Genomic DNA, 14,320 nt, shown 5'->3' with positions numbered 1-14,320 from the left:
AAACCCTTGCAAGCATTCGGGAATTTGATTTCCAAAAAATTGACTATGCTTGCTTCGCGGCATGATGGCGCGGTCTTTCTCGGCGGGGCCGCGTCTTTTTTTTGGGCGAGCAAGATGAAACTGTCAGCAGGGCGGAAAGCGTTTTCGGCGCGAGGATCATTCTTTCGGGAGGACTCCGGCTCGACCGGCGTTATCTTCGGTTTGGCCTTCATCCCCGCCTTTCTGATGGTGGGCGCCGCGCTCGACTATCGCAACGCCACGGTCATGAAATCGCGGCTCCAGAGAGCGGTCGATTCCGCCTCGATTGCGATTGCACAGGCCGATGCGACGACCTCGCTCACGGCGCAGCAAGCGATTGCGCAAAACATCGTCTACGCCCAGCTCGGTTGGACGGCGACCGCGATTGGCGTGACCGTTGCCGCCAATGACCACACGGGCGGCTATGTGGTGAGCGCCGCCGCACGCGTCCCCACGATCATCATGAAGCTTGCACAGGTGGACGCCATCCCGATCTCCGCTTCGGCGACGGCGGCGCAGACCCAGGCGAGCGTCAGCGGCGGCGGCGCAGGTTGCGTCCTGTCGCTCAACCAATCCGCCGTGGAGGCGCTCGACTGGACCGGCAACGCCAATGTCACGCTCCAGAGCTGCGACATTTACGGCAATTCCGGCGCGAGCGATGCGCTCCAGGTGAGTGGCTCGGCGCAACTATCGGCGCGGATGGTCAGCGTGAACGGCAATATCGCTGTGCAGGGCGGCGGGACGCTCAACGCCATCCAACTGACCGGGCAGCCGCGCCTGCCGGACCCCTATGAGTCGCTCCCTCTGCCGAGCTTCTCCGGCTGCGACCACAATGGATTTTCGACCAATGACGGCGGCCCACTCAACCCCGGCGTCTATTGCAACGGCCTGTCGATCAACACCAACAGCGGCTCCAAAGGGCCCGTGACGCTGAACCCGGGTCTTTATGTCATCGACGGCGGCCAGCTCTCCATCAACAGCCAGGCGCAGGTGACCGGCGTCGGCGTGACGATCGTCTTTACGCAACACTTGGGGACCGGTTGGGCGAATGCGACCATCAACGGCGGCGCGCAAGTCGATCTCGAGGCGCCCCTGCCGGGCGCGACAGCCGGCGTCCCCGGCGTCGTCATATATGGCGACCGCTCGATGGCGACGGGGACGCCGTTCAAGTTGAACGGCGGCTCCTCGCAGACCTTCAAAGGCGTGGTTTATCTTCCCGAAGCCAGCGTGTCGTTCAACGGCGGCGCGGCGACGTCGAGCGGGTGCATGCAGCTCATCGCCGATACGGTGACGTTCACCGGAGATTCCAACATCGACATCTCAGGGTGCGGCGCGTTCGGCGTGACAAGCTTCGGCTATAGCCTTCAGCGCACGGTGCGGCTCGCCTTTTGACAGCCGTTCCGTGCGGGCGGCTTCCACGGCGCATGTTTTCGCCCTATGCAGGTTGAAGCGCGTCCGGCCGTCTCTTAAGGTGCCGCCTTCTCTGGCCGCGCCGAAGGGACCGATCTCGCTTGGGGGGCGCTTGGGCCGCGACTGAGAGTATGTGACATGTCCGTTTCTATTGCCCGGGGGCGCGGCGCCCCCGCCGCCTTCGGTTGGGCCGCCGTTTTCGCCCTTGCGCTTTTTTCGCTCTATACGCTTGCGAGCGCGCGCGGCGAGCCGGTCAACGCCATGTGGCTGGTCACGGCGGCGATCGGCGTTTACGCCATCGGCTATCGTTTTTATTCGCGTTTCATCGCGGACACTGTGCTCGGCCTCGACGCCAGCCGCAGCACGCCCGCGCACCGTCGCAACGACGGGCTCGATTATGTGCCGACGGATAAATGGGTGCTGTTCGGCCATCACTTCGCGGCCATCGCCGGCGCAGGTCCGCTGGTCGGTCCCGTGCTCGCCGCGCAAATGGGCTATTTGCCGGGAACGCTCTGGCTTTTGACCGGCGTCATTCTCGCCGGCGCGGTGCAGGATTTTCTCGTCCTTTTCATCTCGACGCGCCGCGACGGCCGCTCGCTCGGCGATCTCATCAAGACGGAGATGGGCCCCATCCCCGGCGTCATCGCGATGGCGGGCATTCTCTCCATCATGATTATTCTGCTCGCGGTGCTGGCGCTCGTCGTCGTCAAGGCGCTGGCGGATAGTCCGTGGGGCTCCTTCACTGTTTTCGCCACGCTCCCCATCGCGGTCTTCATGGGCGTCTATGGCCGCTACATCCGGCCCGGCCGCATCGGCGAAATGTCGATCATCGGCTTTGTTCTGCTTCTCGCGAGCATCGCCTTCGGCCGCACTGTCGCCGAGAGCGCGACGCTCGCGCCGCTCTTCAGCTATAAGGGCGAGACGCTGGCCTTCATGCTGATCGGCTATGGCTTCGTCGCCTCTGTCTTGCCGGTGTGGCTGCTGCTCGCGCCGCGCGACTATCTTTCGACCTTCCTGAAGATCGGCACGATCCTGTCGCTGGCGCTCGGCATCTTCGTCGTCTGGCCGGAGTTGAAAATGCCGGCGGTGACGCGCTTCATCGACGGCACGGGGCCGGTCTTCGCCGGCAGCGTGTTCCCCTTCCTCTTCATCACCATCGCCTGCGGCGCCGTCTCGGGCTTCCACGCGCTCGTCTCCTCCGGCACGACGCCGAAGATGATCGCCGACGAGACGCAGACCCGCTTCATCGGCTATGGCGCCATGCTGAGAGAGCTTCGTCGCCATCATGGCGCTGATCGCCGCGAGCTGCCTGGAGCCCGGGGTCTATTTCGCCATGAACAGCGCTCCGGCTGTGATCGGCGCGACGCCAGAAACCGCGGCGGCCGCCATTTCCTCATGGGGCTTTCCCGTGACGCCGGAAACGCTCGCGGGCGTCGCGCATGATGTCGGCGAGAAGAGCGTGCTCTCGCGCACCGGCGGCGCGCCGACGCTCGCGGTCGGCATGGCGACGATCCTGTCCTCGGTCATCGGCGGCTCCGCCGCCATGTCCTTCTGGTATCATTTCGCCATCCTGTTCGAAGCCCTGTTCATCTTGACGACGATCGACGCCGGCACGCGCGTCGCCCGCTTCATGATTCAGGATCTCGTCGGCACATTCGTTCCGGCCTTCCGCAACACAAGAGCCTGGGGCCCCAATCTCGCGGCGACGGCGATCGCCGTCGCCGGCTGGGGCTATTTCCTCTATCAGGGCGTCATCGATCCCTTGGGCGGCATCAACACGCTCTGGCCTTTGTTCGGCATCGCCAATCAAATGCTGGCGGCGATGGCGCTCACGCTCTGCACGGTCGTGCTGTTCCGCATGAAGCGCGAGCGCTACGCCTTCGTCGCCATCATCCCCACGACATGGCTCTACATCTGCACCATGACGGCCGGGCTCGAAAAAATCTTCCATGACGATCCGAAGATCGGCTTCCTCGCCCATGCGCGGAAATTCGCCGCCGCCGCCGACAGGAGCGAGATTCTCGCGCCGGCGAAGACTCTCGAACAGATGCGCCGCGTGATCTTCAACGATTACGTGGATGCGGGTCTCTGCGCGATGTACATCGTGCTCGTGCTCGCCATTCTGGGCTTCGCCCTGTCATCGATACGGCAGGCGCGCGCCGCCGAGGCCGCCACCACCCGGGAAAGCGAAGATGAACTGCTGCCTGCCAGGGCTTGATCTCGCAAAGCTCGCGAACAAATTGCGCGACGGCGCGCGGCTGATGGTCGGGCAGGGCGATTACGACGCCTATGTCGCGCATATGCGCGACAAACATGACGAGCGGCGGATGATGACGCGGGAGGAATTCTTCCTGGAGCGGCAAGCAAGCCGTTTCGGCGAAGGGGGCCGGCGCGCGCTACGTTGCTGTTGAGCGCGCCTCATACGAGATCCGCTTGATGGGTTCGGTATCACTCCCGACGCTCCGCAGCGAGCAATCGGGAATTACCGCCGTGATTGCGAGGAGGCGGAGCCGACGAAGCAATCCAGGGCCGCATCGCTGCCCTGGATTGCTTCGCTTCCCTCGCAATGACGGGCGCTGAGCAAAACCAGCGCTCCCAAGCCCCAATGCGAGCTGTTCAAACCGAAATGGCGTCACGCGCCGGTTTCATCGCACAACAAGTCGACGACCTGGCGGATTTCTTCCGGCGCGAAGGGCTTCTCGACAACGGGGCAGCCCGAACGCGCGATGAAGCGGTCGGCCGCGGGGCCCAGAATGTCGCCGGTCACGAAGGCGATGCGATTCGTCATCTGCGGACGTTCGACGCCAAGCCAGTCGTAGAGCGCCGGGCCGTCGCCGTTGGGCATGCGGATGTCGCATAGGATGAGATCGACCGCCTTTTCGGCGAGCGCCTGCTTTGCCTGCTCGCCGCTCGTCGCTATCTCGCAGTCGAAGGCGAGCCGGCGCAAAATCTCCGCGAGCAGGCCGGCGATTTCGACCTCGTCATCGACGATCAGCGCGCGCCGCTGTCGCGTCGCCGGTTGCGACGGGGCCGAACCGGTCGTGACAACGGCGGTCTCGGTCGCCTCGATCGGCAGTCTTACCATGAAAACTGCGCCCATCCCCGGCTGTTGCGGCTCCAGAACGAGCGAGCCGCCATGAGCCTCGATGAGGCCGCGCGAAACGGCGAGCCCGATGCCGGTTCCGACGCCCTGTGGCTTCGTCGTGAAAAAAGGATCGAAAATGCGATTGCGAATGGCCTCGGGAACGCCCGGACCATTGTCTGAAATCAGGATTTCGAGCTTCTGCGTCGACGGCTCCGCGCGCGCGACGATGGCGATCCGGCGCGGCGCCGGCTGCGCTTCCAGCGCCTGCTTGGCGTTCACCACGAGATTGAGCAGCACCTGATGGAGCTGGTCGCTGTCGGCGAGAAGCGGCGGCAGATCGGCTGGAATATCCTTCGTCACCTCGATGCCGGCCGTGCGTAGCCCATAGGACAAAAGTTCGAGCACACGCTCGACGAGTTCCGGGATCTCGACGCGCCCACGCTCGGCCTCCCGCTGGCGGGCCATGGCGAGAAAGATTTTCACGATGCGGGCGCAGCGGTTGGCTGCGGTTTCTATTTTCGTTCCACGGTCGGCGAATTCCTCGAACTGCTTATCGAGAATGGCGTGCGCTTGCGCCGCCTCGCGCAGCATCAGCGCCTGTCCGATGACGATAGAGAGCGGATTGTTGAGCTCGTGCGCCACGCCGGCGAGGAGAGACCCGAGGGCTGCGAGTTTTTCGCTCTGATAGAGGGCTTCTCGCTGCCGTTCGATTTGCGCCTGCGCTTCCCGCGTGGGACGCAGATCGCGAAGATGCGCGGTAAAAAGCGCGCTCGGCCCGGAGCCGACTGCGGTGATCGCCAGCTCGATCGGAATGCGCGAGCCATTGGCGCACATGGCCTCGAGCTCGACGCGTTTGCCGATGACCGAGGATGGCCCGCCCGACCGGAAGCGCGCCAGGCCGGCATCGTGACTGGCGCGCATTTCGGGGGGCACGATCAGCTCGGCCACGGTCTTGCCGATCGCCTCTTCGCGGGAATAGCCGAAGGTGGCCGCCGCCGCCGGGTTGAACTCGACGACATGGCCTTGCGCATCGATGACGACGATGCAGTCGAGCGCGGAATCGACAACAGCGGAATGGATGGCTTCGCGCGCCTTGTGCGACTCGAGCCATTCGGCATGTGTCGTTTCGCATTCCTGCGGTTCGGCGACATGATGCGCGACGCAGACGACGCCCTGCATTGCGCCGCCGGGCGCGAAAGGTTTGAGCTCCTCTTCGAGCGAGCGGCGCACGCCGTCTTCCTCGATTGTGCGGCGCAGATGTTGCGGTTTGCCGGCGACAAGCCCTGGCATCGCCGCCCGATAGGACGCGCTCGCCTCAGGGCCGAGAACCTCCTCGACGCATTTGCCGACGACGCAATCTTCCGTGGTTCCGAGGCTCGCGAGAAACTCACGATTGACGTAACGGTAACGCAGCTCGACATCGAGAAACGCCGCCCGGCCCGGGATCGCGTCGAACAGGGCGCGCAACAAAGCGCCGCCATCCGAAACGGCGTTGGTCGTCGCTTTTTGCTGGATGCTCATCTAACCGCGCTTTCTCCGTTGGACGCGCTTGCCGCGATTGCTGCGCTCGGCCCCTCGTGCAGCCATAATTCCATCGGCTCGGCGATATTCTTGAGCGCATGTCGCCTCGCGACGAAATCCTCGCGAATTTTGCCGCGCGTCATGGCGCGCGCGACATCCGAAATCATTACCGACCCGGCCGGCGCAGCTTCCTGAATGCGGGCGGCGAGCGCCACGACTTCGCCGAACCGGTCTCCGTTACGAACAACGACGTCGCCGACGGCGACGCCAATGCGCAGCCGCAGCGATTGCGCCTGCCCATGGGCGGCGGCGTAGGCGCGCGTTTCCGTCTGGCACTCCAGGGCCCATTCGACGGCGTTCTGCACGCTCGGGAAGTCGATGAGCGCGCCGTCGCCCAGCATTTTGAACAGATTTCCCGCGCGGCGCGGAAGAGATTGCGTGACCACGTCCCGAAAAAAACGATCGGTGAGCGCAAGTCCGTTCTGCTCGTCGGTCTGGATCAGGAGCGTGTAGCCGACGATGTCGATCGAGGCGATGGCCGCCAGTCTTTTGCCGGCGAGCGCGGCGCGCGCCATCTTGCGACGTCGCAACAGGCCGCGTATGCGCGCCAGCATCTCCCGCATATGATAAGGCTTGGTGATATAATCGTCGGCGCCGGACTCGAGCCCGACGATGCGGTCGATGGCCGAAGCGACCGCCGTCGCGAAGATAATGCTCGTGGAGCCGCGGGCGTTGAGCCACCGCGCGAGCGACAGCCCGTCTTCGCCCGGCATGTTGATGTCCAATATGGCGAGATCGACAGCTTCGAATTCGACCATCGCGCGAAACTCGGCGGCGCTCGCCGCCGCGAGGACGCGGTAGCCATTGCCCGAGAGAAATTCCGCGAGCAGCTCGCGCAGGTCCTGTTCGTCCTCGGCGATCGCAATGGTTTCCTGCATCGGCCAAATTTTCCAAAATTGCTGTTGCGACACTATAAGAGTTCTAATCTGCTACGCAAAATGCGCGGGGTCGCATCTCTCTGTTGATCCTCCCGCGGATTCCGCTAGGGTTTTCGCCATGCGCGCCGAAGTTCCGGAGAATCCCGCGAGCGCCCTCTTGGCCCTGCTCGATTGGTATGCGGCCGTCGGCGTCGATCTCGCGCTTGATGACGCGCCGCACGATCGCTACGCCGATAGCGCGCGCCCAGCGGCTGCGCCGGTCGTCGAGGCGCCAGCGGCGCCGGCCCGTCGAGAACCCCCGCCGCTGCCCGCCCTGGCTTCTGAAACGCAAGCCGCGCGGCCACGGGTCGCCGCCATCGCCGCGCCGGACGAGGCCGTCCGCGCCGCTGAGGCGGCCGCCGCGAGCGCGACTACGCTGCAAGACCTCGCCGCCGCGCTGGCCGAATTCCCCCACGCGCCGTTCCGCGACATGGCGCAGCATTTTCTATTCGGCGCCGGCGCGCCCGGCGCGCGGCTGATGGTTCTGGATGCGGCGCCGGGGGCGACGGAGGAGTCGACGGGTGAAGCTTTCAGCGGCCTGCAGGCGAAGCTCCTCGACAATATGCTCGCCGCGACCGGTCACCATCGCGAGAACGCCTATCTCGCCTATGTCTCGCCCTGGCGCCCGCCAGGCGATCGAAATCTGACGCCGCCCGAGGCCGCCACTTTCGCGCCATTCGCACGCCGCCACGTGGAGCTGGCGCGCCCCGAGGTTCTGCTGCTGTTCGGCGACGCCCCGGCGCGCGTCATGCTCGCGACCACTGAGCCGCTCGCGAAATTGCGCGGCAAGCCGTTCGACATCGCCAGCGGCGCCCATATGGCGCGCGGTTTCGTTTTCTCGGGGCTCGATTCGATGCTGAAGAGCCCGGCGTTGAAGCCGGCGGCGTGGCGGGATTTGCGGGCGGCGGCGGGCTCGTTGCGCGCCTAAATTACCCCCTCCCTGTTCCTCCCCCGCTTCGCGACCCGCTTGCGGGGGAGGGTTGAGGGGAGGCCTTACGCCACCGTTTTCTCGATGATATGCGCCAGATCCGTCATGATGACGTTGAGGTCGTAGTTCTTCGGCGTATAGACCGCCGCCACGCCGGACTCGAGCAGGAGCTTCTCATCCGCCGGCGGGATGATGCCGCCGACGACCAGCGGCGCCGAAACGCCCTCCTCCTTCATCAGCCGCATCACCTCATGGGCGAGCGTCACATGCGAGCCCGAGAGAATGGAAAGGCCGATGCAATGCGCGCCTTCCTTCTTCGCGGTCTCGACCAGCTCGGCCGGAGTGGAGCGGATCCCGGCATAGATCACGTCGAAGCCGGCGTCGCGCGCGCGGACGGCGATCTGCTCGGCGCCGTTTGAGTGGCCGTCCAGGCCCGGCTTGCCGACCAGGAATTTGGCGCGCGTGCCGATCTTCTGCGAGACGCGCTCGACCTCGCCGCGCACCGCGTCGAGCTGGCCGCCGACCTGGCGCGCCGTCGAGGAGACGCCGGTCGGCGCGCGATATTCGCCGAAGACGCCGCGCAGCACATTGCCCCATTCGCCGGTCGTCACGCCCGCCTTGGCGGCGGCGATCGACGGCTCGACCATATTGCGGCCTTCCTTGGCGGCGCGGACGAGCTCGTCGATGGCGGCCTGCGCCGCCTTGTTGTCGCGAGCCTCGCGCCAGGCGTTTAGCCGCGCGATCTGCTCCGCCTCGACGCCTTCCGGCACGACCATGATCGAATCTTCGCCCGTGGCGAGCGGCGACGGCTCGGTCGAGGTGAATTTATTGACGCCGACGACGGTCTGCTCGCCGGCTTCGATCGCCTCGAGACGCGCGGTGTTGGATTCGACAAGCTTCGACTTCATATAGCCGATCTCGACGGCCGCGGCGGCGCCGCCCAGCGCGTCGATCTTCTTCAGCTCAGCCTTGGCCTCTTCCTTCAGCTCGGCGACCTTGCGGGCGATCTCCGGGTTGCCGTCGAAAATGTCGCCATATTCCAGAAGGTCGGTCTCATAGGCCATGATCTGCTGCATGCGCAGCGACCATTGCTGGTCGAAGGGACGCGGCAGGCCGAGCGCCTCGTTCCAGGCGGGCAACTGCACGGCGCGGGCGCGGGCGTTCTTGGAGAGAACCACCGCCAGCATTTCGATGAGAATGCGATAGACGTTGTTTTCCGGCTGCTGCTCGGTAAGGCCAAGCGAATTGACCTGCACGCCGTAGCGGAAGCGGCGCAGCTTCTCGTCCTTCACGCCATAACGGTCGCGGGTGATCTCCTCCCACAGCTCGGTGAAGGCGCGCATCTTGGAGAGTTCCGTGACGAAGCGCATGCCGGCGTTGACGAAGAAGGAAATGCGCCCGACGACCTGGCCGAAATCCGCCTCCGAAAGGCCGGCGGCCTTCACGCCGTCGAGGATCGCTACCGCCGTGGCCAGCGCATAGGCGAGCTCCTGGGCCGGCGTCGCGCCCGCTTCCTGCAAATGGTAGGAGCAGACGTTCATCGGGTTGAATTTGGGGCATTCCTTCGTGGTGAAGAGAATGAGGTCCTGCGTCAGGCGCAGCGACTGCTTCGGCGGGAAGACATAAGAACCGCGCGACAGATATTCCTTGATGATGTCGTTCTGCGTCGTGCCCTGCAGCTTTACGCGCGGCGCGCCTTGTTCTTCAGCGGCCGCAATGTAAAGCGCCATCAGCCACACAGCGGTGGCGTTGATGGTCATCGACGTGTTCATCTCGGCGAGAGGAATGCCGTCGAAGAGGGCGCGCATGTCGCCGAGATGCGAGACCGGCACGCCAACCTTGCCGACCTCGCCGCGCGAGAGGATGTGGTCGCTGTCGTAGCCGGTCTGGGTCGGCAGGTCGAAGGCGATGGAAAGACCCGTCTGCCCCTTGGCGAGATTGGAGCGATAAAGCCGGTTCGACGCCTCGGCGGTCGAGTGACCGGCGTAGGTGCGGAACATCCAGGGCTTATCGCGGCCAGCGTTCCGGGTCTTCTCGGCAGACTTGTCGTTCATTTGGCTCCTCCTGGCCGCTGCGATAGCACAGAGGGACGTTTTGACAAGTCACGCCTTAGACGCAGCGCCGTGAACGCCTTTCACTCCTCCGACCGCGCCTTCGCCTGCTTCTGCGCCTCCTCCGGCCACAGTTCGCGCAGCGGCATGGGCAGGTCGGACACGACCTTCGCCGTTTCGTTGAAATCCAGCTCCCGCCACAACACCTCGAAGACGGCCCGCGCCGCGGTGGCCACGTCGACGGGGAAGCCCGGCGGCAGCTCGATGGCGATGCGCTCCTCGAATTGCTCGATCCGGCGTTGAACATCGGGCTTGTCGGCGAGCCGATAGCCTTCGAAGTAAAGCCCGCGCACCAGCATGGGAAGCTGCGCGCCAAGATGCATCGCCTGTTCCGGGGTCAGCCGGTCGCGCAGCGCATGGAGCACGGCGCGCAGCGCGCTATAGGCGTGCGGCCGGTCGCCCAATTGGCAGTCCTCGGCCAGGCTCTTGAGCCAGACATTGGTGAGCTGGACCGTGTGATCGAGCGCGGATACCTGGGTGTCGCTCATGACGCACGCCTTTCGAAAAGCCTTCGCCCCGCGCCCAATCTGCCCCGATGTCCAGAATTATGCGTCGCCCGCGCGCCCGCAAGCTGGGGCGGGCGTCGGATCGCCTTAGTTAAGTCTCTGAACGGCGCTTTAAGGGGAGCTTCACCCCAAAGAATTCCCCGTATATGAATGCGCCCGGCGGGACGGCGACCGCGAAGAGGCCGTCATCCCTGAAGGAATTCGACCGACGGGCCGCCGCGACCAAAGAAGCGCCCGAGGAGACGCGACGTTGACCGATAAAAAAGATCTTTACGAGTTGGGTGAAATTCCGCCGCTCGGCCATGTTCCCAAGAACATGTACGCCTGGGTGGTGCGCAAGGAGCGTCACGGCCCGCCGGATCAGGCGATGCAGCTCGAGGTCGTGCCGACCTGGGAGCTCGACAGCCATGACGTGCTCGTTCTCGTGATGGCGGCCGGCGTCAACTACAACGGCGTCTGGGCGGCGCTCGGCGAGCCGATCTCGGTGCTCGACGCGCACAAGCACCCCTATCACATCGCCGGCTCCGACGCGGCGGGCATCGTCTGGGCCGTCGGCTCCAAGGTGAAGCGCTGGAAGGTCGGCGACGAAGTCATCGTCCATTGTAATCAGGACGACGGCGACGACGAGGAATGCAACGGCGGCGATCCGATGTTCTCCGCCTCGCAGCGCATCTGGGGCTATGAGACGCCGGACGGCTCCTTCGCCCAGTTCTGCCGCGTGCAGGACCGCCAGCTCATGCAGCGCCCCAAGCATCTCACCTGGGAAGAATCGGCCTGCTATACGCTGACGCTCGCCACCGCCTATCGCATGCTGTTCGGCCATGAGCCGCATGAGCTGAAGCCCGGCCACAATGTGCTGGTGTGGGGCGCCTCGGGCGGCCTCGGCGTCTTCGCCGTCCAGATCTGCGCGGCGTCGGGCGCCAACGCCATCGGCGTGATCTCGGACGAATCCAAGCGCGATTACGTCATGTCGCTTGGCGCCAAGGGCGTGATCAACCGCAAGGATTTCAAGTGCTGGGGCCAGATGCCCAAGGTCAACTCGCCCGAATATGTCGAGTGGACCAAGGAAGCGCGTAAGTTCGGCAAGGCGATCTGGGACATCACCGGCAAGAAGGACGTCGACATCGTCTTCGAACATCCCGGCGAAGCGACCTTCCCGGTCTCCTGCCTCGTCGCCAAGCGCGGCGGCATGGTGGTGTTCTGCGCCGGCACCTCGGGCTTCAACATCACCTTCGACGCCCGTTATGTGTGGATGCGCCAGAAGCGCATTCAGGGCTCGCATTTCGCGCATCTGAAACAGGCGGCCGCCGCCAACCAGTTCGTGATCGACCGCCGCGTCGACCCCTGCATGTCGGAGGTCTTCGCCTGGGACAAGATCCCGCTGGCGCATATGAAGATGTGGAAGAACGAGCACGCCCCCGGCAATATGGCCGTGCTGATCAACGCCCCCGAGCCCGGCCTGCATACGGTCGAGGACGTGGTCGAGGCTTACAACAAGAAAAAGTAAGCTGCTCTTGGGAGTAGCAAGGCTTGGGCGGTGGGCGCCAAATACCTCCCCTTTACGGGGGAGGTCGGCGGCCGACGGCCGCCGGGTGGGTTCGCGCCGCAACGTAGTGGTGGGGCTGTAACCCGCCCACGACCCCGTTTCCGGGGCCGCCCTTGCCGTAAGGGGCAACCTATCTCGCCATGGCCGGGCTTGTCCCGGCCATGGCGGTTCTGCAATGCGTGAAGACGTCGGCTCAAGCCTGCGGCTTCAGCGCCAGGGCCTTCTCGATTTCCGGCAGCGGGTGCTTGGTCAAATCCTTGTCCAGCTCGCCGGCGACCTTGCTTTGCGCCTTGGCGCTCAGATCCTTGCGGATTTCGCCCAAGGTCCGGGGCGGGGCGACGATGACGATTTCCTTCAGCTCGCCGCTTTCGGCGGCGGCGTTGATGCGGTCGGCCATGGCGCGGGCGAAGCGCTCTTCTTCGAGCTCATGCCAGTCCACATTCCCCATGCCGCTGCGCGCGTGAGAGCCGGCGGCGGCGAAGGCGCGACCCGGCGCATCCGATCCCTGCTCGCGGGTCGGCGGATTTTCTTCGACGCGCGTTTCGATCACGCGCAGGTCGAGAATTTCGGCGTCGCCGTGGTTGGAGAAGAATAGCGCGCGTCGGCCATCGCCGATCAGAACCCACGCGCCATTATGGACAGCAACTGCGCTCATAGCGTCCCTCGCTCACAAAAGCTCACGCCTTGGATGTGGCGGCTGGAGGAGGGGAGAGCAAGCGTGGCCGTGGCGCGTCGAAAGGACGCGCCTACCCACGTCTCATCTGTATCAGGCGGCGAGCTTCTCGGGGGGCGCCGCCGGGGCTGGCGTCAGCTTCTCGACAACCGTCTTCAGATCGCCAGCGGCTTGGGGCGCGACGCCCGCAAGCGCGGCCACGCGGCGCTTGATGCCGGCCTCGTTCACCGCCCAGGCGAGATAGCACACGGCCGCCACGAACAGCAGCGCCGTGAAGGGTTCGCCATTGCCGAGGAAGGAGAGGTCCGGGGCGCATTCATTCGCGTATTCGCAGGCGTCCGACCAATCCTGGAGATATGTTTTGACTGCTTCCAACATCGTAACCTCCTTGGCCCGTCACCATCGTGCCGGAAAAACCTTTCCCGCTCGTGGACGCGCCGACCTCTAGCTCATGTATGTCGCCGTGCTTGTGCGTTGCAACATATATTGCGCCGAGAAGCTTTCGCCAGAGTAAATTCCAACCTGCCTCGAAAAGCTATCCCGAAGGATAACAAGGCTCCGCGCCATGTTGTCGCACTGCAAAAACATTGAGCAGAGCATGCGACAGCGAGCCGACAAAGCTGTCGGCAAGCCAACAAAATACGGGGCCCCGTAAGGGACCCCGCAAATAGCGTTCCAACCTGAAAGGACGGAGGAAATCAGCCCTCCAGCAGGCGCCGGGCGATGATCTGAGCCTGGATTTCCGCCGCGCCCTAGATGTTGAGGATGCGGGCGTCGAGCAGCTTGGACGGCCTATAGATTGCCGCCGGAGTGTCTGTCATCCACATGTTCCGCTTAATCCATAGGGTCTTTCGGGCGCTTTGGAGGAGGGGATGAAGCCCGCGTCGTTGCCGCGCTGACTTTTCGACTCTTCATAAATCAGCGTGAATTCTCCGACGTAATCAAGGCCTCGATAAAAAAGCGAGGCTGGCGGGGCAGTCGGATAATCCCCGGTCAGGTTTTTTCTCGCCATCTGTGGACGCTCCTTGGCGCCCGGGGTCAGAAGGTCCAATTCGCGGCGCCGTTCATCATAAGTCATTCTACGAAAGCGATCCGACAATTCGGTATATTCGACAATACCTTCTGAATTGCAGTGCCGACGTAATTCGCCAGTTAAGACATCGAATGTAAAAACAAAATTACCGTGTCCAAGATAATATGTCTTTTTCTCGCGAGAGAAATATAGCATAATTGACGTATTGTAGGGCCGTTCTGGTATGCCGAGCCAGTCGCTAGAATGTGAGATTATCGGCAGCCACCGGCGCTTAAAGTAAAACCGCTCCTCCATCGACAGTCCCCAATGGATGGAATAGGTCAGCTGGTAGTCGGCGTCGGGAAGATCGATAGTGACAGATCGATTTTCAGCGCCATAAACAAGCAAAAATCCACAGGATAGCAGCACAGAAGTTACGAATAACTTCCGGTGAGATTTTATGTATGAGAAATTCATAAAAGGTCTCGTGAAAATGTAGACCTCCGCCCGAGGCGCCGGGCGGAGGTCAGCAA

The 14,320-nt window shown here is 63.9% G+C and carries 11 protein-coding genes and 1 pseudogene; 5 read left to right on the top strand and 7 right to left on the bottom strand.

From position 1 onward, the window contains the following. Nucleotides 1–114 precede the first annotated feature (114 nt). From JJT62_RS00935 to JJT62_RS00925, 3 genes and pseudogenes are all read left to right on the top strand, one after another. Nucleotides 115–1,410 (top strand): TadE/TadG family type IV pilus assembly protein, encoded by a 1,296-nt coding sequence (locus JJT62_RS00935; RefSeq protein ID WP_202070814.1) that lies wholly within the window; start codon nucleotides 115–117, stop codon nucleotides 1,408–1,410. Between the two features lie 156 nt (nucleotides 1,411–1,566). Next, nucleotides 1,567–3,646: pseudogene (locus JJT62_RS00930) on the top strand (carbon starvation CstA family protein). Beyond that, the gene (locus tag JJT62_RS00925; protein ID WP_202070813.1) at nucleotides 3,621–3,839 is read left to right on the top strand and encodes a YbdD/YjiX family protein; all 219 of its coding nucleotides are present in this window, start codon (nucleotides 3,621–3,623) and stop codon (nucleotides 3,837–3,839) included. The pseudogene JJT62_RS00930 and the gene JJT62_RS00925 overlap by 26 nt, the downstream one beginning before the upstream one ends. Before the next feature lie 221 nt (nucleotides 3,840–4,060). Here the strand turns inward: JJT62_RS00925 and JJT62_RS00920 are convergent, their stop codons facing one another. Further along, a complete protein-coding gene (locus JJT62_RS00920; RefSeq protein ID WP_202070812.1) occupies nucleotides 4,061–6,034 on the bottom strand; it encodes a PAS domain S-box protein in 1,974 nt (657 codons plus the stop codon). Continuing rightward, complete coding sequence (locus tag JJT62_RS00915) at nucleotides 6,031–6,972, bottom strand: response regulator (protein WP_202070811.1); 942 nt, start codon at nucleotides 6,970–6,972, stop codon at nucleotides 6,031–6,033. Before JJT62_RS00915 ends, JJT62_RS00920 begins: the two co-directional genes overlap by 4 nt. Before the next feature lie 118 nt (nucleotides 6,973–7,090). On the opposite strand from JJT62_RS00915, the gene JJT62_RS00910 reads away from it, so the two are divergent. Further along, entirely contained in the window at nucleotides 7,091–7,939 is an 849-nt protein-coding gene (locus JJT62_RS00910) for a uracil-DNA glycosylase (RefSeq protein ID WP_202070810.1), read from the top strand. A 65-nt stretch (nucleotides 7,940–8,004) separates the two neighbouring features. Here JJT62_RS00910 and JJT62_RS00905 read toward each other — a convergent pair whose 3' ends face one another. Both JJT62_RS00905 and JJT62_RS00900 read right to left on the bottom strand, forming a co-directional pair. Further along, nucleotides 8,005–9,993 carry a protein meaA gene (locus JJT62_RS00905; protein WP_202070809.1) on the bottom strand — a complete coding sequence of 663 codons (1,989 nt, stop codon included), beginning with the start codon at nucleotides 9,991–9,993 and terminating at the stop codon, nucleotides 8,005–8,007. A gap of 80 nt (nucleotides 9,994–10,073) precedes the next feature. Continuing rightward, nucleotides 10,074–10,538: a DUF2267 domain-containing protein gene (locus JJT62_RS00900; RefSeq protein ID WP_202070808.1), complete on the bottom strand. Its 465-nt coding sequence runs from the start codon at nucleotides 10,536–10,538 to the stop codon at nucleotides 10,074–10,076. Between the two features lie 268 nt (nucleotides 10,539–10,806). Between JJT62_RS00900 and ccrA the strand changes: the two genes are divergently transcribed. Beyond that, on the top strand, nucleotides 10,807–12,063 hold the full coding sequence (gene ccrA / locus JJT62_RS00895) for a crotonyl-CoA carboxylase/reductase (protein ID WP_202070807.1): 1,257 nt from the start codon (nucleotides 10,807–10,809) through the stop codon (nucleotides 12,061–12,063). Between the two features lie 232 nt (nucleotides 12,064–12,295). Here the strand turns inward: ccrA and JJT62_RS00890 are convergent, their stop codons facing one another. The 3 genes from JJT62_RS00890 to JJT62_RS00880 form a co-directional block, all read right to left on the bottom strand. Continuing rightward, nucleotides 12,296–12,757, bottom strand: a complete 462-nt coding sequence (locus tag JJT62_RS00890; RefSeq protein ID WP_202070806.1) for a host attachment protein — start codon at nucleotides 12,755–12,757, stop codon at nucleotides 12,296–12,298. A gap of 111 nt (nucleotides 12,758–12,868) precedes the next feature. Then, nucleotides 12,869–13,153, bottom strand: coding sequence for a hypothetical protein (locus tag JJT62_RS00885; RefSeq protein WP_246744637.1), 285 nt, complete (start codon nucleotides 13,151–13,153; stop codon nucleotides 12,869–12,871). A 439-nt stretch (nucleotides 13,154–13,592) separates the two neighbouring features. After that, complete coding sequence (locus JJT62_RS00880; RefSeq protein WP_202070805.1) at nucleotides 13,593–14,264, bottom strand: hypothetical protein; 672 nt, start codon at nucleotides 14,262–14,264, stop codon at nucleotides 13,593–13,595. Between the last annotated feature and the right edge of the window lie 56 nt (nucleotides 14,265–14,320).

The sequence above is a fragment of the Methylocystis sp. Sn-Cys genome, from assembly GCF_016745395.1.
GTDB lineage: Bacteria > Pseudomonadota > Alphaproteobacteria > Rhizobiales > Beijerinckiaceae > Methylocystis > Methylocystis iwaonis.
This window is presented reverse-complemented; position numbering and strand designations above follow the sequence as displayed.

Coding starts and splice junctions, on each gene's coding strand:
- JJT62_RS00935 (WP_202070814.1), top strand. CDS start 115: ATGAAACTGTCAGCAGGGCGGAAAGCGTTTTCGGCGCGAGGATCATTC.
- JJT62_RS00925 (WP_202070813.1), top strand. CDS start 3,621: ATGAACTGCTGCCTGCCAGGGCTTGATCTCGCAAAGCTCGCGAACAAA.
- JJT62_RS00920 (WP_202070812.1), bottom strand. CDS start 6,034: ATGAGCATCCAGCAAAAAGCGACGACCAACGCCGTTTCGGATGGCGGC.
- JJT62_RS00915 (WP_202070811.1), bottom strand. CDS start 6,972: ATGCAGGAAACCATTGCGATCGCCGAGGACGAACAGGACCTGCGCGAG.
- JJT62_RS00910 (WP_202070810.1), top strand. CDS start 7,091: ATGCGCGCCGAAGTTCCGGAGAATCCCGCGAGCGCCCTCTTGGCCCTG.
- JJT62_RS00905 (WP_202070809.1), bottom strand. CDS start 9,993: ATGAACGACAAGTCTGCCGAGAAGACCCGGAACGCTGGCCGCGATAAG.
- JJT62_RS00900 (WP_202070808.1), bottom strand. CDS start 10,538: ATGAGCGACACCCAGGTATCCGCGCTCGATCACACGGTCCAGCTCACC.
- JJT62_RS00890 (WP_202070806.1), bottom strand. CDS start 12,757: ATGAGCGCAGTTGCTGTCCATAATGGCGCGTGGGTTCTGATCGGCGAT.
- JJT62_RS00885 (WP_246744637.1), bottom strand. CDS start 13,153: ATGTTGGAAGCAGTCAAAACATATCTCCAGGATTGGTCGGACGCCTGC.
- JJT62_RS00880 (WP_202070805.1), bottom strand. CDS start 14,264: ATGAATTTCTCATACATAAAATCTCACCGGAAGTTATTCGTAACTTCT.